Annotated in this window: 19 protein-coding genes, 1 tRNA gene and 1 rRNA gene; 20 read left to right on the forward strand and 1 reads right to left on the reverse strand. The window is 40.2% G+C overall.

The annotated features are described in order from the left end of the window. The first annotated feature begins 2 nt into the window (after positions 1-2). From jag to gap, 16 genes are all read left to right on the forward strand, one after another. The gene (jag, locus tag QM374_RS02870; RefSeq protein ID WP_049504883.1) at positions 3-959 is read left to right on the forward strand and encodes an RNA-binding cell elongation regulator Jag/EloR; all 957 of its coding nucleotides are present in this window, start codon (positions 3-5) and stop codon (positions 957-959) included. Between the two features lie 55 nt (positions 960-1,014). After that, a complete protein-coding gene (locus tag QM374_RS02875; protein WP_414310802.1) occupies positions 1,015-1,650 on the forward strand; it encodes an HI_0552 family protein in 636 nt (211 codons plus the stop codon). A gap of 118 nt (positions 1,651-1,768) precedes the next feature. Next, positions 1,769-3,226 carry a PTS ascorbate transporter subunit IIC gene (locus QM374_RS02880; protein ID WP_049548841.1) on the forward strand — a complete coding sequence of 486 codons (1,458 nt, stop codon included), beginning with the start codon at positions 1,769-1,771 and terminating at the stop codon, positions 3,224-3,226. Positions 3,227-3,248: 22 nt separating this feature from the next. Beyond that, on the forward strand, positions 3,249-3,530 hold the full coding sequence (locus QM374_RS02885) for a PTS sugar transporter subunit IIB (RefSeq protein WP_000241466.1): 282 nt from the start codon (positions 3,249-3,251) through the stop codon (positions 3,528-3,530). 76 nt (positions 3,531-3,606) lie between these two features. Further along, the gene (locus QM374_RS02890) at positions 3,607-4,092 is read left to right on the forward strand and encodes a PTS sugar transporter subunit IIA (protein WP_061863925.1); all 486 of its coding nucleotides are present in this window, start codon (positions 3,607-3,609) and stop codon (positions 4,090-4,092) included. A 16-nt stretch (positions 4,093-4,108) separates the two neighbouring features. Then, entirely contained in the window at positions 4,109-4,774 is a 666-nt protein-coding gene (locus QM374_RS02895) for a 3-keto-L-gulonate-6-phosphate decarboxylase UlaD (protein ID WP_371559975.1), read from the forward strand. Between the two features lie 3 nt (positions 4,775-4,777). Next, positions 4,778-5,641: an L-ribulose-5-phosphate 3-epimerase gene (locus QM374_RS02900; protein ID WP_414310803.1), complete on the forward strand. Its 864-nt coding sequence runs from the start codon at positions 4,778-4,780 to the stop codon at positions 5,639-5,641. 1 nt (position 5,642) lies between these two features. Further along, positions 5,643-6,350: an L-ribulose-5-phosphate 4-epimerase gene (locus tag QM374_RS02905; RefSeq protein WP_061863928.1), complete on the forward strand. Its 708-nt coding sequence runs from the start codon at positions 5,643-5,645 to the stop codon at positions 6,348-6,350. 166 nt (positions 6,351-6,516) lie between these two features. Continuing rightward, positions 6,517-8,190: a BglG family transcription antiterminator gene (locus tag QM374_RS02910; protein ID WP_414310804.1), complete on the forward strand. Its 1,674-nt coding sequence runs from the start codon at positions 6,517-6,519 to the stop codon at positions 8,188-8,190. A 116-nt stretch (positions 8,191-8,306) separates the two neighbouring features. After that, entirely contained in the window at positions 8,307-9,398 is a 1,092-nt protein-coding gene (gene ulaG, locus QM374_RS02915; protein ID WP_126420124.1) for an L-ascorbate 6-phosphate lactonase, read from the forward strand. 114 nt (positions 9,399-9,512) lie between these two features. Beyond that, a complete protein-coding gene (tkt, locus tag QM374_RS02920) occupies positions 9,513-11,489 on the forward strand; it encodes a transketolase (RefSeq protein WP_414310805.1) in 1,977 nt (658 codons plus the stop codon). 116 nt (positions 11,490-11,605) lie between these two features. After that, positions 11,606-11,926, forward strand: a complete 321-nt coding sequence (gene yajC / locus QM374_RS02925; protein WP_000509386.1) for a preprotein translocase subunit YajC — start codon at positions 11,606-11,608, stop codon at positions 11,924-11,926. A 48-nt stretch (positions 11,927-11,974) separates the two neighbouring features. Then, positions 11,975-12,430, forward strand: coding sequence for a low molecular weight protein-tyrosine-phosphatase (locus tag QM374_RS02930; protein ID WP_414310810.1), 456 nt, complete (start codon positions 11,975-11,977; stop codon positions 12,428-12,430). After that, positions 12,405-12,818, forward strand: coding sequence for an MORN repeat-containing protein (locus QM374_RS02935; protein ID WP_075230982.1), 414 nt, complete (start codon positions 12,405-12,407; stop codon positions 12,816-12,818). The genes QM374_RS02930 and QM374_RS02935 overlap by 26 nt, the downstream gene beginning before the upstream one ends. Before the next feature lie 298 nt (positions 12,819-13,116). After that, entirely contained in the window at positions 13,117-15,768 is a 2,652-nt protein-coding gene (gene adhE, locus QM374_RS02940) for a bifunctional acetaldehyde-CoA/alcohol dehydrogenase (RefSeq protein ID WP_414310806.1), read from the forward strand. A 266-nt stretch (positions 15,769-16,034) separates the two neighbouring features. Beyond that, the gene (gene gap, locus QM374_RS02945; RefSeq protein ID WP_045762475.1) at positions 16,035-17,045 is read left to right on the forward strand and encodes a type I glyceraldehyde-3-phosphate dehydrogenase; all 1,011 of its coding nucleotides are present in this window, start codon (positions 16,035-16,037) and stop codon (positions 17,043-17,045) included. A 74-nt stretch (positions 17,046-17,119) separates the two neighbouring features. On the opposite strand, the gene QM374_RS02950 is transcribed toward gap, so the two are convergent. Beyond that, the gene (locus QM374_RS02950) at positions 17,120-17,995 is read right to left on the reverse strand and encodes an RluA family pseudouridine synthase (RefSeq protein WP_414310807.1); all 876 of its coding nucleotides are present in this window, start codon (positions 17,993-17,995) and stop codon (positions 17,120-17,122) included. Positions 17,996-18,083: 88 nt separating this feature from the next. On the opposite strand from QM374_RS02950, the gene pbp2a reads away from it, so the two are divergent. From pbp2a to QM374_RS02970, 4 genes are all read left to right on the forward strand, one after another. Then, positions 18,084-20,303, forward strand: coding sequence for a penicillin-binding protein PBP2A (pbp2a, locus tag QM374_RS02955; protein WP_414310808.1), 2,220 nt, complete (start codon positions 18,084-18,086; stop codon positions 20,301-20,303). A gap of 172 nt (positions 20,304-20,475) precedes the next feature. Continuing rightward, positions 20,476-20,940, forward strand: a complete 465-nt coding sequence (locus QM374_RS02960) for a sigma-70 family RNA polymerase sigma factor (RefSeq protein WP_311523487.1) — start codon at positions 20,476-20,478, stop codon at positions 20,938-20,940. Between the two features lie 72 nt (positions 20,941-21,012). Beyond that, positions 21,013-21,084: transfer RNA gene (locus QM374_RS02965), tRNA-Glu, on the forward strand. A 242-nt stretch (positions 21,085-21,326) separates the two neighbouring features. After that, positions 21,327-21,385 (forward strand): 16S ribosomal RNA (locus QM374_RS02970); the annotation flags it as partial.

Consider the following 21,385-nt stretch of genomic DNA (forward strand, 5'->3'; position numbering starts at 1 on the left):
TAATGGTATTATTTACAGGTTCAACTGTTGAGGAAGCAATCCAAACGGGATTGAAGGAATTGGGGATTCCTAGAATGAAGGCGCATATTAAGGTTGTCTCAAGGGAGAAAAAAGGTTTCTTTGGCCTTTTTGGGAAGAAACCAGCGCAAGTTGATATCGAAGCAATTAGTGAGACAACTGTTGTGAAGGCAAATCAGCAAGCAGTCAAAGGAGTTCCAAAGGAAGTTAATGCTAAGAACGAACCCGTTAAGACTGTTAGTGAGGCAACAGTAGACTTAGGTCATGTTGTTGAAGCAATCAAAAAAATCGAGGAAGAAGGACAAGGAATCTCTGAAGAGGTTAAGGCCGAAATTCTAAAAAATGAGAAAGAGGCTAGTACAATTTTAGAGGAGACTGGTCATATTGCCATTCTAAAAGATTTACTGCCAGAAGAATCTAAAGAGCAGGAAGAAGTCGAGCAGAATGATGATTTAGAAAATCTAGGTTTGAAGATTGAACCGACCTATGATATTGACCAGGTGGTCGAAGAAGTGACCAACTATGTTCAAGGTATTATTGATGATATGGATGTTGAGGGAGCAATTTCAAGTACCTCAAATCGCCGTTCTATCAATATGCAAATTGATACCAATGAACCGGGTCGTATTATAGGTTACCATGGTAAGGTTTTGAAATCTCTCCAGCTTTTAGCGCAAAATTATCTTTATAACCGCTATTCAAGAACCTTCTATATTACCATCAATGTTAATGATTATGTAGAGCACCGTGCAGAAGTCTTGCAGAGCTATGCACAGAAGTTAGCTACACGTGTCCTAGAAGAGGGGCGTAGTCAGGTGACTGATCCAATGTCTAGTAGCGAACGTAAAATCATCCATCGTATTATTTCACGTATGGAGGGTGTCACTAGTTATTCAGAAGGTGATGAACCAAATCGTTACGTTGTGGTTGATACAGAATAATCAAAGCAAAATCAGGGGCACCCTGATTTTTTGCTAGCTAAGGGAGGTTGAGCCTATGTTGAATACAATGAGAGAATATCTAGCTTACTCTGGTTTACAGTATCAAAAACCCGAGAAGGCAGGTCAAGAAGCTGAAAAAATGCTTTATTTGAGGAGCAAGGGGCAGGAGGCTAGAAAGGTCTTTACACACTTAGCCAAGGCTTTTCAAGAAAGACATCCAGAATGGGATCTCCAAGGGACGAGTCAATGGATGAATCAAGCCCAACGTTTGCGACCCCATTTCTGGGCCTATCTACAGCGTGAGGGAAGAGTGACAGAACCTATGTTGGCCCTTCGTTTGTATGGAAGCCCTTCTGATTTTGGAGTTTCACTAGAAGTGAGTTTTATCGAACGTAAGAAGGATGAGCGAACATTAGACAAACAAGCCAAGGTCTTAGAAGTTCCAGTGGTAGAAGGGATTTACTATCTAGTCTACTCAAATGGAGAAAGTCACAAGATGGAGGCTACTGAGGAAAATCGTCAAATTTTAAGAGAAAAACTATCCCATCAAGAAGTCCGAAAGGTTTTAGTTAAGGTAGATGTTCCAGTGACTGCAAATTCATCTGAAGAAGAAATCGTAAAAGCTCTACTGAAGTCTTATTCTACAATTCTTCCCTATTATCTAGCTACGAGAAAATCAGATAATCCGTAAAATATTATAAATCATACAGTCCAAGAGTGAACAGTCCGCTGTGTAATTCTTGGTCTTTTTGTTTCCGTTTTCACATTATATAATAAACTTACAAAAACAATTCAAAAGGAGAACAATTATGGAAGTCATTTCAAGTGTTCTAAATTGGTTTTCTAGCAATATTTTGCAGAATCCCGCATTTTTCGTAGGTTTATTGGTGTTGATAGGATACGCACTGTTGAAAAAACCTGCTCATGATGTTTTCTCAGGTTTCGTTAAAGCAACAGTAGGATATATGTTGCTCAACGTGGGTGCTGGTGGTTTGGTTACAACCTTCCGTCCGATCTTAGCAGCCCTTAACTACAAATTCCAAATTGGTGCAGCGGTTATCGACCCTTACTTTGGCCTTGCTGCAGCAAACAACAAAATTGCAGCTGAGTTTCCAGATTTCGTCGGAACTGCAACTACAGCTCTATTGATCGGTTTTGGAGTAAATATCTTGCTTGTAGCTCTACGCAAGATTACGAAAGTAAGAACCCTCTTTATTACTGGTCACATCATGGTACAACAAGCTGCGACTGTATCTCTTATGGTTCTATTCTTAGTCCCACAATTGCGAAATGCTTATGGTACAGCGGCTATCGGTATCATCTGTGGCCTTTACTGGGCAGTTAGTTCAAATATGACTGTTGAGGCAACTCAACGCTTGACTGGTGGTGGCGGATTTGCAATTGGTCACCAACAACAATTTGCAATCTGGTTTGTAGATAAAGTAGCAGGACGCTTTGGTAAGAAAGAAGAAAGTCTAGACAATCTTAAATTGCCTAAGTTCCTCTCAATTTTCCACGATACAGTTGTTGCATCTGCTACCTTGATGCTCGTATTCTTCGGAGCCATTCTTTTAATCTTGGGTCCAGACATTATGTCTAATAAAGAAGTCATCACTTCAGGAACTCTATTCAATCCTGCAAAACAAGATTTCTTTATGTACATTATCCAAACAGCTTTCACCTTCTCTGTTTACTTGTTCGTTTTGATGCAAGGTGTCCGCATGTTCGTATCTGAGTTGACAAATGCCTTCCAAGGTATTTCAAACAAATTGTTGCCTGGTTCATTCCCAGCGGTTGACGTTGCAGCTTCTTATGGATTTGGTTCTCCAAACGCGGTCTTGTCAGGATTTGCCTTTGGTTTGATTGGTCAATTGATCACAATTGTCTTGCTCATCGTCTTTAAAAACCCTATCCTTATTATTACAGGATTTGTACCAGTGTTCTTTGATAATGCAGCCATCGCGGTCTATGCTGATAAGCGTGGCGGATGGAAAGCAGCCGTTATCCTATCCTTCATTTCAGGTGTCCTCCAAGTTGCTCTAGGAGCTCTCTGTGTAGCCCTTCTCGACTTAGCATCTTACGGTGGTTACCATGGAAATATCGACTTTGAATTCCCATGGCTTGGATTTGGTTATATCTTCAAATACCTCGGTATTGTTGGTTATGTACTTGTATGTCTCTTCTTGCTCGTTATTCCTCAACTTCAATTTGCAAAAGCAAAAGATAAAGAGAAATATTACAAGGGTGAAGTTCAAGAAGAAGCTTAGTGTCTAGAAAAGGAGAAATAAAATGGTTAAAGTATTAGCAGCGTGCGGAAATGGAATGGGTTCATCTATGGTTATCAAGATGAAGGTTGAAAATGCCCTCCGTAAGCTTAATCAAACAGACTTTACAGTCAATTCATGCAGTGTTGGTGAAGCAAAAGGTTTAGCAGCAGGCTATGACATCGTAATCGCTTCTCTTCATTTGATCCAAGAATTGGAAGGTCGGACTAATGGGAAGTTAATTGGACTTGACAACTTGATGGATGATAAAGAAATCACTGAAAAACTCAGTCAAGCACTACAGTAAAAGGTTGGAGGGGGCTGGACAGAAACTGAGAGTTATCGTTTCTGTCCTTCTCCCTCTTTAAATAAAGGAGGCAGATATGAATTTAAAACAAGCTTTAATTGACAATGACTCGATCCGACTAGGGTTAGAGGCTAACGATTGGAAAGAAGCAGTCAAGGTAGCAGTAGATCCCTTGATTGAAAGTGGGGCAATTTTGCCAGAGTATTACGATGCTATCATCGAATCAACTGAAGAGTATGGCCCTTACTATATCTTAATGCCAGGTATGGCCATGCCTCATGCTAGACCAGAGGCTGGAGTGCAAAGAGATGCCTTTTCATTGATTACATTACAAAATCCTGTTGTATTTTCAGATGGGAAAGAGGTCTCTGTTTTGCTTGCACTAGCAGCAACAAGCTCAAAAATTCACACGAGTGTAGCTATTCCACAAATCATTGCCTTGTTTGAATTAGAAGATTCTATCGCACGTTTACAGGCTTGTCAGACTAAAGAAGATGTCTTGGCGATGATCGAAGAATCTAAGGATAGCCCTTATCTTGAAGGATTGGATTTGGAAAGTTAGAAAGAGGAACAAAGAGATGACAAAAAGAATACCTAATTTACAAGTTGCATTAGACCATTCAGACTTGCAAGGAGCGATTAAAGCAGCTGTTTCTGTTGGTCACGAAGTAGATATTATCGAAGCTGGAACTGTTTGCTTGCTTCAAGTTGGAAGTGAACTGGTTGAAGTCTTGCGTAGCCTTTTCCCAGATAAGATTATTGTGGCAGACACAAAATGTGCCGATGCTGGTGGAACAGTTGCCCAAAATAATGCCGTTCGTGGAGCAGATTGGATGACTTGTATCTGTTGTGCAACCATCCCTACTATGGAAGCAGCTCTAAAGGCTATCAAGGCTGAACGTGGGGACCGAGGCGAAATCCAGATCGAGCTTTATGGTGATTGGACTTTTGAACAAGCTCAGCTTTGGCTAGATGCAGGTATCTCACAAGCTATCTATCACCAATCTCGTGATGCCCTTCTTGCTGGTGAAACTTGGGGTGAAAAAGACCTTAATAAGGTTAAAAAACTCATTGACATGGGCTTCCGAGTTTCTGTAACAGGTGGTCTAGATGTAGATACTCTCAAACTCTTTGAAGGCGTTGATGTCTTTACCTTTATCGCAGGTCGTGGAATTACGGAGGCTGCGGATCCAGCAGGAGCAGCGCGTGCCTTCAAGGATGAAATCAAACGAATTTGGGGGTAAACCATGGCACGTCCAATTGGAATTTATGAAAAGGCAACCCCGACACACTTTACTTGGCTAGAACGTTTAAATTTTGCTAAGGAGTTAGGCTTTGATTTTGTCGAGATGTCTATTGATGAACGTGACGAGCGTTTAGCAAGACTTGACTGGAGCAAGGAAGAGCGCTTGGAAGTTGTCAAAGCGATTTATGAAACTGGAGTTCGTATTCCTTCTATCTGTTTTTCAGGTCATCGTCGTTACCCATTGGGATCAAATGATCCAGTTCTAGAGGAAAAATCTCTGGAACTCATGAAAAAATGTATCGAATTAGCTCAGGATTTGGGAGTTCGTACGATTCAATTAGCTGGTTACGATGTTTACTATGAGGAAAAGTCACCCCAGACACGCCAACGTTTTATCAAAAATTTGAGAAAAGCTTGTGACTGGGCTGAAGAAGCTCAGGTGGTACTTGCCATTGAAATTATGGATGATCCTTTCATCAATAGCATCGAAAAATACTTGGCTATAGAGAAAGAAATTGACTCTCCATACCTCTTTGTCTATCCAGATATTGGTAATGTGTCTGCATGGAATAATGATGTTTACAGTGAATTTTATCTCGGCCATCATGCAATTGCAGCTCTCCATCTCAAGGATACTTATGCAGTGACAGAAAGTTCAAAGGGCCAATTCCGAGATGTACCTTTCGGGCAAGGTTGTGTCAAATGGGAAGAAGCTTTCGATATTTTAAAGCAAACCAATTATAATGGACCTTTCCTAATCGAAATGTGGTCTGAAAATTGTGAAACTGTAGAAGAAACACGCGCAGCCATTCAAGAGGCGCAAGCTTTTCTCTACCCACTTATTAAGAAAGCAGGTCTGATGTAAGATGAATCAAGTAATTAATGATATGCGTAAACGGGTCTGTGATGCCAATCAATCATTGCCAAAACATGGACTTGTTAAATTTACCTGGGGCAATGTATCGGAAGTCAATCGCGAACTCGGTGTCATTGTTATCAAACCATCAGGTGTAGATTATGACGAATTGACACCTGAAAATATGGTGGTAACTGACCTGGATGGCAAGGTTCTAGAAGGAGATCTAAGACCATCTTCGGACCTTCCAACTCATGTGCAGTTATATAAGGCTTGGCCAGAGATTGGTAGTGTGGTCCATACCCATTCGACTGAAGCCGTTGGTTGGGCTCAGGCAGGTCGTGATATTCCTTTCTACGGAACAACCCATGCAGACTACTTCTACGGTTCAATCCCTTGCGCTCGTAGTTTGACTAAGGATGAAGTAGAAGTAGCCTATGAAAAAGATACTGGCCTAGTTATCGTAGAAGAGTTTGAACGTCGTGGTCTCAACCCTGTTGAAGTACCAGGGATTGTCGTACGTAATCACGGTCCATTCACCTGGGGCAAAAACCCAGAGAATGCTGTCTATCACTCTGTTGTATTAGAGGAAGTATCTAAGATGAATCGCTTTACAGAGCAAATCAATCCAAGAGTTGAACCTGCCCCTCAGTACATCCTAGAAAAACACTACCAACGTAAACATGGACCAAATGCTTATTACGGTCAAAAGAAATAAGAAATTGAATTGAAAAGAGGCTAGGAGCTTTCGATCCAAGCCTCGCTTTTGTAGTTGTCAGTATCCACTGTTCGGAGTTTACAGCATATAATTGCAAAGTCTGTACGAATGTGATACCATTATAAAGTTGTTTTGGAAGCGATTGACAAATAGAGGAGTATGAATTATGGTTTTAGATAAGGCGAGCTGTGACTTGCTTCAATATTTGATGGATCAAGAAACATCCAAAACGATTATGACGATTTCAAAAGATCTAGTTCAATCTCGAAGAAAAATCTACTATCACATTGATAAAATCAATGATGCTTTGGACGATGAGAATTTGCATATCATCAGTCTGCCTCGGATTGGTATTTACTTGACCGATGAACAAAGAGAAGCTTGTCGTCAATTATTAGACGAAGTTGATTCTTATGATTACATCATGAGTGCCAACGAGCGGATGCAGCTGATGCTCCTTCTGATTGGTATTTCTAAAGAGAGAATCACGCTTGAAAAACTCATGGAATTAACAGAAGTCTCTCGAAATACGGTCCTAAATGATTTAAATACCATTCGTTACCAGCTAACATTAGAGCAGTATCAAGTAACGCTTCAAGTTAGTAAATCTCGCGGTTACTATCTAAATGCACATCCTCTTAATAAAATCCAGTATCTTCAATCCCTTCTCTATCATATCTTTATGGAGGAAAATCCAGCCTTTGTTGCTATTTTAGAGGAAAAAATCAAGGAAAGATTAGACGGTGAGATGCTTCTTTCCGATGAGGTCAATCAATTTCTCAAAAAACAGGTTCCGTTGGTTGAGCAAGATTTGGGGAAAAAAATAAACCATCACGAAGTCACTTTTATGTTACAGGTCCTCCCCTATCTTCTACTTGGATGTGATACCGTTACTCGTAATCAGGACAAACACCAAGAAATTGAGCAAGAGTTTTCATTGATTCGAAAGAGAATTGAATATCAGGTATCCAAAAAACTAGGAGAGCGCTTGTTTGAAACATTTGGAATCTCATTTTCAGAATTAGATAGATCTCTGTTAGCCATTCTTTTGTTATCCTATCGAAAAGATCGAGACATCCATGCAGAAAGTAAAGATTTTCAGCATTTGAGAATGGCTTTAGAAGAGTTTATTTGGTATTTTGAATCCCAAACCAGAATGGAGATTGAACAGAAAGAAGACTTATTGAGGAATCTTGTGATTCATTGTAAGGCGCTATTATTCAGAAAGAACTATGGTATTTTCTCAAAAAATCCTTTGACACGTCAGATTCGTTCTAAGTATAGTGAACTTTTCGTAATTACAAAAAAATGTGCAGAAGTGTTAGAAGAGGCTTGGCAGATTCGATTGACGGATGATGAGATTGCCTATCTGACCATTCATGTTGGAGGTTTTTTAAAGTATACTCCATCGATTCAAAACAATACCAAGAAGATTTATATTGTGTGTGATGAAGGAGTGGGCGTCTCTAAACTTTTACTCAAACAGTGTCGATTCTATCTTCCAAATGAACAGATAGGGGCAGTCTTTACAACTGAGCAGTTCAAAAGTGTAGAGGATATTACTCAGGTTGATTTACTAATCACAACCAACGATGAACTTGAGAGTCATTTCCCAGTTTTAAAGGTAAATCCTATACTTGAGGCAGAAGATATTTTACGCATAACAGACTTTATGAAGAATAAGGTCCTCAGAAAAGACGGTCGAACCTTCAAGGAAAATCTATCAACCATTATCGGCACCTATATATCTGATAAACATGCAGCGGCAAAATTACAAGAAGAAATTCAACTTTTAATCAACCAAGAATTAGTCATCCAAGCTTTTTTAGATGAATCATAAACATCACAGTCCAATGATGAACACAAACCTGTGTTTTTCTTGGTCTTTTTTAATATATCGGTCGGTGTTATACTAAGTATGAAATAAATACTTGAACAAAATATGGAGGATTTCAAATGCCAAACGTAAAAGAAATTACGAGAGAATCATGGATTTTAGCTACTTTCCCAGAGTGGGGAACATGGTTGAATGAAGAAATCGAAGAAGAAGTCGTGCCTGAAGGCAACTTCGCCATGTGGTGGCTAGGCAACTGTGGTACTTGGATTAAAACACCAGGCGGTGCTAACGTTGTCATGGACCTTTGGTCAAACCGTGGAAAATCAACCAAAAAAGTGAAAGATATGGTTCGTGGGCACCAAATGGCAAATATGGCAGGTGTTCGTAAGTTGCAACCAAACTTGCGTGTTCAGCCAATGGTTATTGATCCATTTGCTATCAACGAACTCGACTACTACTTGGTTTCACACTTCCACAGTGACCATATCGATCCATACACAGCTGCAGCGATTCTCAACAATCCTAAGTTAGAGCATGTTAAGTTTATCGGTCCTTACCATTGTGGTCGAATCTGGGAAAGCTGGGGTGTTCCAAAAGAACGAATCATCGTTGTCAAACCAGGTGATACTATTGAACTAAAAGACATGAAGATTCATGCAGTAGAATCATTTGACCGTACTTGCTTGGTAACTCTACCAGTAAATGGAGCTGACGAAACAGGTGGTGAACTTGCTGGGTTGGCTGTTACAGATGAAGAAATGGCTCAAAAGGCTGTTAACTATGTCTTTGAAACACCAGGTGGAACCATCTATCATGGTGCGGATTCTCACTTCTCAAACTACTTTGCAAAACATGGTAAAGACTTCAAAATTGATGTTGCTTTGAATAACTATGGTGAAAATCCAGTAGGTATCCAAGATAAAATGACTTCTATCGACCTTCTTCGCATGGCAGAAAATCTTCGTGCAAAAGTCATTATTCCAGTTCACTATGATATCTGGTCTAACTTCATGGCTTCTACAAATGAAATCCTAGAACTTTGGAAAATGAGAAAAGATCGCTTGCAATACGATTTCCATCCATTTATCTGGGAAGTTGGTGGTAAATACACTTATCCTCAAGACCAACACTTAATAGAATACCATCACCCACGTGGTTTTGATGACTGCTTCGAACAAGACTCAAATATCCAATTCAAAGCCTTGCTTTAATATAAAAATTTTTTCTGGAGGTTATCCGTATGTTGCACGATACGGATAATTTTCATATAATAGTACAAATAGAATATGTGATAGACCTATCACCTCAAAGAGAAAGGAAATTCTATGTCAAATCTATCTGTTAATGCGATTCGTTTTCTAGGTATTGACGCTATCAATAAAGCGAGCTCAGGTCACCCAGGGGTGGTTATGGGAGCTGCACCGATGGCCTACAGCCTATTCACTAAAGAACTTCGTATCAATCCAGCTCAACCAAACTGGATTAACCGCGACCGTTTTATTCTTTCAGCTGGTCATGGTTCAATGCTTCTTTATGCCCTTCTCCACCTTTCTGGTTTTGAAGATGTGAGTATGGATGAAGTGAAGAACTTCCGTCAATGGGGCTCTAAAACTCCAGGTCACCCAGAATTTGGTCATACAGCAGGGGTTGATGCAACAACAGGTCCTCTAGGACAAGGGATTGCGACTGCGACAGGTTTTGCACAAGCAGAACGTTTCCTTGCGGCTAAGTACAACCGTGAAGGTTATAACATCTTTGACCACTACACTTACGTTATCTGTGGAGATGGTGACTTGATGGAAGGTGTCTCAAGCGAAGCTGCTTCTTATGCAGGCTTGCAAAAGCTTGACAAGTTGGTTGTTCTTTATGATTCAAATGATATCAACTTGGATGGTGAGACAAAAGATTCATTCACAGAAAGTGTTCGCGATCGTTACAATGCCTACGGTTGGCATACAGCCTTGGTTGAAGATGGTACAGATTTAGAAGCTATTCATGCTGCTATTGAAGAAGCTAAGGCTTCAGGAAAACCATCTTTGATCGAAGTGAAAACTGTTATTGGTTATGGTTCTCCAAACAAACAAGGGACTAATGCCGTACACGGTGCCCCTCTTGGAGCAGATGAAACTGCAGCAACTCGCCAAGCACTTGGTTGGAACTATGAACCATTTGAAATTCCAGCAGAAGTTTATGTTGATTTCAAAGAAAATGTTGCAGATCGTGGTGCATCGGCATATGAAGCATGGACAAAACTAGTCGCAGATTATAAAGAAGCTCACCCAGAACTTGCTGCAGAAGTGGAAGCAATTATCGACGGACGCGATCCAGTTGAGGTGACTCCAGAAGACTTCCCAGCTTTAGAAAATGGCTTCTCTCAAGCGACTCGTAACTCAAGTCAGGATGCTTTGAATGTAGTGGCTGCTAAATTGCCAACCTTCCTTGGCGGATCAGCTGACCTTGCTCATTCAAATATGACTTACATCAAAACTGATGGACTTCAGGACGATGCAAATCGCTTAAATCGTAACATCCAGTTTGGTGTTCGTGAATTTGCTATGGGTACTGTCTTGAACGGAATGGCTCTTCACGGTGGACTTCGTGTTTATGGTGGAACATTCTTCGTGTTCTCAGACTACCTGAAAGCGGCTATACGCTTGTCTGCCTTGCAAGGTCTTCCTGTAACTTATGTCTTCACCCACGATTCAATCGCAGTCGGAGAAGATGGTCCAACTCATGAACCAATTGAGCACTTGGCAGGTCTTCGTGCGATTCCAAACCTCAATGTTTTCCGTCCAGCAGATGCGCGTGAAACTCAAGCAGCTTGGTACCTTGCAGTGAAGAGCGAGAAAACACCAACTGTTCTTGTCTTGACTCGTCAAAACTTGACTGTTGAAGAAGGAACAGACTTTGACAAGGTTGCGAAAGGTGCTTATGTTGTCTATGAAAATGCAACTGACTTTGACACTATCTTGATTGCAACAGGTTCAGAGGTTAATCTGGCTGTTGCAGCTGCTCAAGAATTGGCAAGTCAAGGTGGCAAAGTTCGCGTAGTCAGCATGCCATCTACAGATGTATTTGATGCACAAGATGCAGCCTACAAAGAAGAGATTCTACCAAATGCAGTTCGTCGCCGTGTAGCAGTTGAAATGGGAGCAACTCAAAACTGGTATAAATACGTTGGTCTTGATGGAGCAGTTCTTGGTATTGATACCTTTGGAGCATCTGCCCCAGCACCAAAAGTTTTAACCGAATATGGATTTACAGTTGAAAACTTAGTAGAACTTGTAAACAACTTGAAATAAGAAAAATCAGGGCATTTGCTCTGGTTTTTTATTGACCTAAAATCAAGGTGCAATCTTGTAAAAATAAGTGAAATTTGATATAGTAGTTTTATCTGAATTACAAAGGAGAAAAAATAATGGGTGGGAATTTAACATTCTTGATTATGCTTGTTTTGATGTTTGGCTTGATGTTTTTCATGCAACGTTCTCAAAAAAAACAAGCTGAAAAACGTATGGAGAGCCTCAACAAACTTCAAAAAGGCTACGAAGTCATCACTATCGGTGGTCTCTACGGTACAGTTGACGAAGTTGATACTGAAAACAAAACGATTGTACTTGATGTAGACGGAGTATACTTGACTTTCGAATTAGGTGCAATTAGAACAGTTTTGCCAGTCAAAGAAGCTGTCACACCTGAAGGTGCAGTTATCGAAGAAGGCAGTGCTATTGAAGAATAAAACGGGGTTAATCTTATACCCCTTTTTCTATGAAGATGAGGGACAATGATGAAAAAAGTTGTTTTTGTTTGCCTTGGTAATATTTGTCGCAGTCCTATGGCGGAATTTGTGATGAAATTCTTGACCGATAAGTATGAGGTTCAAAGCCGAGCGACTTCTTCCTGGGAACATGGTAATCCGATCCACAAAGGGACACAAGAAATCTTTCGAAGCCATGGCGTTCCTTATGATACTTCGAAAACTTCCCAACAAATTTCTAAAAATGACTTTGAGTATTTTGACTATATCATTGGGATGGATGAGTCTAACCTTGCTGACTTATATCAGATGTGCCCACAAGATCAACAAGATAAGATCCAAGCGTTTGCATCTGAAAGCGTTCCAGACCCATGGTATACAGGTGATTTTGAAGAAACTTATGACCGAGTTTTAACTGGTTGCCAGGCTTGGTTAGGTCGCTTAGAAAATGAGAGTGAAAATGGAAAATATAAAGAAACTCTATGAAAAATACAGTGTCTATTTGACACGTCCTCGACTAGAAATTGCGACAGTAATCGTCATTGTTGTCTGCGCAGGTCTCGTATTTCTGACAAATCTTCCAAAACAGGGCGTTCTTAAGCTTGATAACGATGCTATTATTTATGACGGGAGCCTAGTTCGTGGTAAGATGAATGGTCAGGGCACTGTTACCTTCTCAAACGGTGATACCTATACTGGAGAATTTAGCAATGGTGCCTTCAATGGTAAAGGTACCTACCAAGCTAAAGCAGGTTGGGTATATGAGGGAGACTTTGTAAATGGCCAAGCTGAAGGAAAAGGAAAACTGACTACCGAACAAGAAGTAGTCTATGAAGGGGACTTCAAACAAGGTTTATTTCAACAAGCACAATAACCTCCTCCTAGAAGGAGGTATTCTTCCAGAATAACAGAAAGCGCTTACACGGAAATAAAAACGGCTTACAAGACTGTTTTACAACTAAGTTTGTGAAAAATAAAACTTTCATGGAATAATTCACAAACTTTAAGTGAAAAAGTGCATGTGTGGGTATGTTTGAAATTGTTTTCACAAACAAATAAAAAAAGTTTGTGAAATACTCATGAAACTGTTTACAAATGTTTAAAAAAGAGTTATAATAGACTTGTGAAAAAATTAACAAAGGATAAAATCCTTAAAGGCTATGGAGGATAATATGGCTGATAAAAAAACAGTAACACCTGAGGAAAAACAACTTGCTGCTGAAAAGCATGTCGATGGTCTCGTGAAAAAAGCCTTGGTTGCGCTTGATGAGATGCGCAAGTTGAACCAAGAGCAAGTTGACTATATCGTGGCAAAAGCTTCGGTTGCAGCACTTGATGCACACGGAATTCTTGCACAACATGCAGTTGAAGAAACTGGACGTGGGGTATTCGAAGATAAGGCAACAAAAAACCTTTTTGCCTGTGAGCACGTAGTAAACAATATGCGTGGCGTTAAAACAGTTGGAGTTATTGAAGAGGACCCAATTACAGGTTTGACTAAAATTGCAGAACCTGTAGGTGTAATCTGCGGTGTCACTCCAACAACAAACCCAACTTCAACAGCTATCTTCAAATCATTGATTGCTTTGAAAACACGTAACCCAATCGTTTTCGCTTTCCACCCATCAGCACAAGAATCATCAGCACACGCAGCACAAATTGTTCGTGACGCAGCGATTGCAGCTGGTGCTCCTGAAAACTGTGTTCAATGGATTACAGAACCATCAATGGAAGCAACTGGAGCACTTATGAACCACGAAGGTGTTGCGACTATCCTCGCAACTGGTGGTAATGCCATGGTTAAAGCTGCTTACTCATGTGGTAAGCCAGCACTTGGGGTAGGTGCCGGGAATGTTCCTGCTTATGTAGAAAAATCTGCCGACCTCCGTCAAGCTGCTCACGACATCGTTATGTCTAAATCATTTGATAATGGTATGGTCTGTGCGTCAGAACAAGCAGTTATCATTGATAAAGAAGTTTATGATGAATTTGTTGAAGAATTCAAGTCATATCACACTTATTTCGTAAACAAAAAAGAAAAAGCTCTTCTCGAAGAATTCTGCTTTGGTGTGAAAGCTAACAGCAAAAACTGTGCTGGTGCTAAACTAAATGCAAACATCGTTGGTAAACCAGCTGCATGGATTGCTGAGCAAGCTGGATTCTCTGTTCCAGAAGGAACAAACATCTTGGCTGCAGAATGTGCAGAAGTAGGACCAAAAGAACCATTAACTCGTGAAAAATTGTCACCAGTTATCGCTGTCCTAAAAGCCGAAGATACAGAAGATGGTCTTAGAAAAGCTCGCCAAATGGTTGAGTTCAATGGACTTGGTCACTCAGCAGCTATCCATACAAAAGACGAAGAGCTTGCTAAACGTTTTGGTACAGAAATCAAAGCTATGCGGATTATCTGGAACTCTCCATCTACTTTCGGTGGTATCGGTGACGTTTACAATGCCTTCATCCCATCATTGACACTTGGATGTGGTTCATACGGACGCAACTCAGTTGGTGATAACGTGAGCGCGATCAACCTTCTAAACATCAAGAAAGTAGGGAAACGTAGAAATAATATGCAATGGTTTAAAGTTCCTTCAAAAATTTACTTCGAACGCAATTCTATCCAATACCTTCAAACATGTGAAGATATTGAACGCGTTATGATTGTTACAGACAAATCTATCGAAAAACTCGGTTTCGTTCAACGCATTATCGACCAATTGAACAAACGTAGCAACCGTGTAACTGTCCAAGTCTTCTCAGACGTTGAACCAGATCCAGATATCACAACTGTAGAACGTGGAACTGAAGTGATGCGAAAATTTGAACCAGACACAATCATCGCACTTGGTGGTGGTTCTCCAATGGATGCGGCTAAAGTAATGTGGCTCTTCTACGAACAACCACAAATCGACTTCCGTGACTTGGTTCAAAAATTCATGGATATCCGTAAACGTGCCTTCCGCTTCCCATCACTTGGTAAGAAAGCGAAATACATTGGTATTCCAACAACTTCAGGTACAGGTTCAGAAGTAACACCATTTGCCGTTATCTCTGATAAGAAAAACAACCGCAAATACCCATTGGCTGACTACTCATTGACACCGACTATTGCCATTGTTGACCCTGCTTTGGTTGAGTCAGTTCCTGACTTCATCGCTGCCGATACAGGTATGGACGTGTTGACTCACGCTACCGAAGCTTACACTTCAAACTTCGCTAATGATTATACAGATGGTATCGCTCTTCAAACAATCAAGCTTGTCTTCGAATGGTTAGAAAAATCAGTTAAGACAGCTGATCCAGAAGCTCGCGAAAAAATGCATAATGCTTCTACAATGGCTGGTATGGCCTTCGCCAATGCCTTCCTTGGTATGAGTCACTCAATGGCCCATAAGATTGGTGCGGTTCACCACACTGTTCACGGACGTACAAATGCAATCTTGCTTCCATACGTTATCCGTTACAACGGAACTCGTCCATCTAAGACTACTACATGGCCTAAATATAACTACTGGAAAGCTGATGAGAAATTCCAAGACATCGCGAAAATGCTTGGCTTGCCTCACTCAACTCCAGAAGAAGCAGTTGAAGCATACGCTAAAGCGGTTTACGAACTTGGTGTTGCAGTAGGTATCAAGATGAACTTCAAGGATCAAGGAATTGATGAAAAAGCTTGGAAAGACAGCTTGCATGAAATTGCCTTGCTTGCTTATGAGGATCAATGTTCACCTGCTAACCCACGCTTGCCGATGGTAGCTGACATGGAAGAAATCATGGCAGATGCTTATTATGGTTATGCAGAACGTCCAGGACGTCGTAAATAATTGATTATCAGCCAAAACCGAGGGTAAACCTCGGTTTTTATGCTTAGAGAATATATTTTTATTAAGAAATGCATAGAATTGGAGTAGGTTGCAAGGCTAAGTAAAGAAATGAAAATATTACCAAAGCTTATCAGAAAAACAAGGCCAGCGCTTGCAATTAAACTCAAATAGTTATATAATAGGTATGTTGAAAGGTGATTTGTAGTGATTCAAGTTACTCTTTTCACAATAAAATTTTCATGATTTTCATAAGGAGGAAATCACTAATGGTAGTTAAAGTTGGTATTAACGGTTTCGGACGTATCGGTCGTCTTGCTTTCCGCCGTATCCAAAACGTAGAAGGTGTTGAAGTTACTCGCATCAACGACCTTACAGATCCAGTTATGCTTGCACACTTGTTGAAATATGACACAACTCAAGGTCGTTTCGACGGAACTGTGGAAGTTAAAGAAGGTGGATTTGAAGTTAACGGTAAATTCGTTAAAGTTTCTGCTGAACGTGATCCAGAACAAATTGACTGGGCTAACGACGGTGTAGAAATCGTTCTTGAAGCAACTGGTTTCTTTGCTACTAAAGCAGCTGCTGAAAAACACTTGCACCCAGGTGGAGCTAAAAAAGTTGTTATCACTGCTCCTGGTGGATCAGATGTTAAAACAGTTGTATTTAACACTAACCACGACGTTCTTGACGGTACTGAAACAGTTATCTCAGGTGCTTCATGTACTACAAACTGCTTGGCTCCAATGGCTAAAGCTCTTCAAGATAACTTCGGTGTTGTTGAAGGATTGATGACTACTATCCACGCTTACACTGGTGACCAAATGATTCTTGATGGACCACACCGTAAAGGTGACCTCCGTCGTGCTCGCGCTGGTGCTGCTAACATCGTACCTAACTCAACTGGTGCTGCTAAAGCTATCGGTCTTGTAATCCCAGAATTGAACGGTAAACTTGACGGAGCTGCACAACGCGTTCCTACACCAACTGGTTCAGTAACTGAATTGGTAGTTGTTCTTGAAAAGAACGTTACTGTTGATGAAGTGAATGCAGCTATGAAAGCAGTAGCCAATGAATCATACGGTTACACAGAAGATCCAATCGTATCTTCAGATGTTGTAGGTATGTCTTACGGATCATTGTTTGACGCAACTCAAACTAAAGTTCTTGACGTTGACGGTAAACAATTGGTTAAAGTTGTTTCATGGTACGACAACGAAATGTCATACACTGCACAACTTGTACGTACTCTTGAATACTTCGCTAAAATTGCTAAATAATTCTTGAGTCGATAAAAGCAAGGCCAACTGGTCTTGCTTTTTTTGATATCTATAAGAAAAAATGGATGATAGTGTCATCCATTTTGGTTTAATTCTCTTTCAAATGTGTCTGATAGCGCAGTAAAGCTTAATTTGTTTAAAGTCAGAGGATGGACAAAGGAAAGTTTAAATGCATGAAGCATTAGTCTTTTAGTTTTTGAATGTGGATTGTAGAGAGGGTCTCCAAGGATTGGATGTCCGTGGTGAGATAGATGAACTCGAATCTGATGAGTTCGCCCTGTTTTTAATCTACAACGAACGAGACTAGTTTTGTTTTGAAATTGTTTCAATCGAGTTACATGAGTTTCAGCATATTGACCATTTTTGAAATCCACCACCCGTTTTCTACGATCGTGACGATCGCGACCGATTTTGTCTCGAAAGACAAGCTCTTTAGTTCCTATTTTTCCCTCAACCAGAGCCCAGTACTCGCGGGAGATTTCTTTTTTCTCCAATAATCGATTGAGGATAGGCAGTATAAATGGATTTTTAGCAAATAGTACGAGTCCACTTGTTTCTTTGTCTAGTCTATGAACGACATAGCAAGTCCGGCCTACATAGGCGGTGACATGGTTGAGAAGAGTAATCTCATCTGGTTGATTCCCGTGAGTCTTCATACCTTCAGGTTTGTTAACGATAATCAAATGTTGGTCTTGGTAGACTTCTTGGACAAGATTAGGATTCCCCCAAACAATTTCTTTTGTAGGATAATCCTCCTCATCGAAAATCAGTTGACATTCATCTCCGGATTTGACAGTTTGATGCCAGTGGACTTCTTCTTGATTGATGAGAATGTGCTTTTTAATTCTCAAGAAATGCCGTATTTTTCTCGGAATGAGTAGTTGCTCCTCCAAGAAGATTTTGACAGTCATTTCAGGAAGAGAATCAGGGATAACAAAGGTAAATTTCATACAGATATTGTAACAAAAAATAGATTATTTGGATAGAGAAACTAGCTAAATTCTTGTCTTCCTATGGGGAAGATGATAAAATAAACGCATGAAATTAGATACATTATTTGAAAAGTTTCTTTCTTTATTTAAAAAAGAAGAAGCTGAGATGGAAAAAATAGAAATCGACGAAGCTAATAATGAAGAAAATATCTCAACTAATTTAAGACGGTCAAGAGGTGGGCGAAAGAAAGTTGGGCAAGTCGGACCTATTCGAAAATTTTGGCGTCGCTATCATTTGACCAAAATCTTTCTAATTCTTGGACTAAGTGCAAGCTTGTTTGTTGGGGCCTATCTATTTGCCTTGGCTAAATCGACAAATGTTACAGACTTGCAGAATGCTTTGAAAACACGAACGGTGATTTTTGACAGAGAAGAGAATGAGGCTGGTGCCTTGTCAGGCCAAAAAGGGACCTATGTTGAGCTCTCGGAAATTAGTGAAGATTTGCAGAATGCTGTTATTGCGACAGAAGATAGAAGCTTCTATAAAAATAGTGGAATTAACTATGGTCGCTTTTTCCTAGCTATCCTAACAGCTGGTCGCTCGGGTGGTGGATCTACAATTACTCAACAGTTGGCGAAAAATGCTTATCTTTCACAAGACCAAACTGTTCAGAGAAAGGCTAAAGAATTCTTTCTTGCTTTAGAATTAACCAAAAAATATAGTAAAAAAGAAATTCTAACCATGTATTTGAACAATGCCTACTTTGGTAATGGAGTTTGGGGTGTTGAGGATGCTAGTAAAAAGTACTTTGGTGTTTCAGCATCGGAATTAACTCTTGATGAAGCCGCCACTTTAGCAGGTATGCTTAAAGGCCCAGAATTGTACAATCCTCTGAATTCTATTGAGCATTCAACTAATCGAAGAGATACTGTCTTGCAAAATATGGTGGCTGCTGGCTACCTTGATAAAAATAAGGAAGCAGCAAGTGTTGATATGGCTTCTCAATTGAAAGATAGTTATGAAGGGAAAATATCAGACTACCGTTATCCTTCTTATTTTGATGCAGTTGTTAATGAAGCTATTGAAAAGTATAATCTAACAGAGGAAGAAATCGTTAATAACGGTTATCGAATTTATACGGAGCTAGATCAAAATTACCAAGCAAATATGCAGGTTATCTATCAAAATACTTCGCTCTTTCCGACAGCTGAAGATGGGACACATGCAGAGTCTGGTAGTGTCGCTTTGGAGCCAAAAACGGGTGGAGTTCGAGGAGTTGTTGGTCGAGTGGCAGGGGATGATAAGACAGGTTTCAGGAATTTTAACTATGCAACTCAATCAAAAAGAAGTCCAGGGTCGACTATTAAACCCTTGATAGTGTACACGCCAGCGGTTGAAGCGGGTTGGTCTCTTAATAAGGAGTTGGATAATCATACCATGCAATATGGTGATTATAAAGTAGACAACTACGCAGGAATCAAGACATCACGAGAAGTACCCATGTATCAAGCTTTGGCTAAATCTCTAAATTTACCTGCAGTAGCTACTGTTAAAGAACTTGGAATTGATAAAGCCTTTGAAGCGGGTGAAAAGTTTGGTCTCAACATGAGCGATGTAGATCGTGTGCTTGGAGTAGCTTTAGGTGGCGGCGTAGAGACTAACCCTCTTCAGATGGCCCAAGCCTACGCAGTGTTTGCAAATGAAGGACTCATGCCGGATGCTCACTTTATCACCCGTATTGAAAATGCTAGTGGTCAAGTGATTGCTACTCATAAAAATACTCAAAAACGAGTGGTTGACAAATCGGTAGCTGATAAAATGACTAGTATGATGTTAGGTACTTTTACAAATGGTACAGGAGTCAGTTCGTCTCCGGATGATTATGTCATGGCAGGAAAAACAGGAACAACAGAGGCAGCCTTTAACCCAGAATATACCAGTGATCAATGGGTGATTGGGTATACCCCTGATTTAGTGATTAGCCACTGGCTTGGTTTCCCTACTACTGATGAAAATCATTATCTAGCAGGTTCGACTTCGAATGGTGCTGCACACATTTTTAGAAGTATGGCAGAAACAATTCTTCCTTATACACCAGGCAGCACTTTTACAGTTGAAAATGCTTATAAAATGAATGGTATTGCACCAGAAAATACACCTAAACAAACTACCAGTGATACTAGTGCACAGTCTGATGATATCCTATCAGATATTCGTGGACGGGCGCAAAATCTGGTCGATGAAGCAGGAAAAGCTATTTCAGATGCTAAGATTAAAGAAAAAGCTCAGACAGTTTGGGATACCATTGTAGATCTCTTTCGCTAATACGTTTATAAGCTAAAAGACAAGGATTCAAATCTTTGTCTTTTTTTACTCTCACATGTCAGTATTCACAATTGCCATAACATTAGAGAGTAAAAACAGCACAAGACAGAAACCAAAACCCCTCTTTCCCCCTTTCTCTGCTATACTACAAGCAGAGAAAGGGGGAAAGCAAATGCTTGAGAAATATTATGCAAAGGTAAAAGGAATTGTTCATAAATGTAGAAAAGACTACTATCTCCACCTGTGGGAGAAAGAGGATTGGGACCAAGAAGGCATGATCTGTCTCCATGAACTTCTAGAAAAGCATCCAGAACTAGTGGAAGAAGAAAAGAAACTCTACGTCTACTTCAAAACAAAATTTCGCAATCGAATCCTTGATAGTGTCAGAAAACAAGAGAGTCAAAAACGTCGCCTAGACCGGATGGCCTATGAAGAAGTAGGGGAGATTAGCCATCGACTACCAGAAGGAGGATTGTGGTTGGATGATTACTACGCCCTTCATGAATTGTTGGATACATATAGAAGAAAATTACCACAAGATAAACAAGAAGCCTACGAACGCCTCTGGGCAGACGAACGTTTTAAAGGCCGCAAAGCCCTTCTCAGAGAGCTGAAGGAAGTAATTCAGGAGAAATGAAAAAAAATTAAAAAAGGTGTTGACAAAGTAAGAAAAGTCGGTATAATAGTAAGAGTTGAAAATAACAACTCCGGTCCGTTGGTCAAGGGGTTAAGACACCGCCTTTTCACGGCGGTAACACGGGTTCGAATCCCGTACGGACTATAGTATATTGCAGATGAAACACTAGATGAAAAAAATTAAAAAAAGTTTCAAAAAAGTGTTGACAAGCGAAAGCGGCTGTGATATACTAATATAGTTGTCACTTGAGAGAAGTGAGTGACAAAGACCTTTGAAAACTGAACAAGACGAACCAATGTGCAGGGCACTACAACTAAGGTTGTAGTACTGAACAATGAAAAAAACAATAAATCTGTCAGTGACAGAAATGAGTGAGAACTCAAACTTTTAATGAGAGTTTGATCCTGGCTCAGGACGAACGCTGGCGGCGTGCCTAATACATGCA

This window comes from Streptococcus infantis (genome assembly GCF_047465525.1).
In the GTDB taxonomy this organism is placed as follows: domain Bacteria; phylum Bacillota; class Bacilli; order Lactobacillales; family Streptococcaceae; genus Streptococcus; species Streptococcus infantis_R.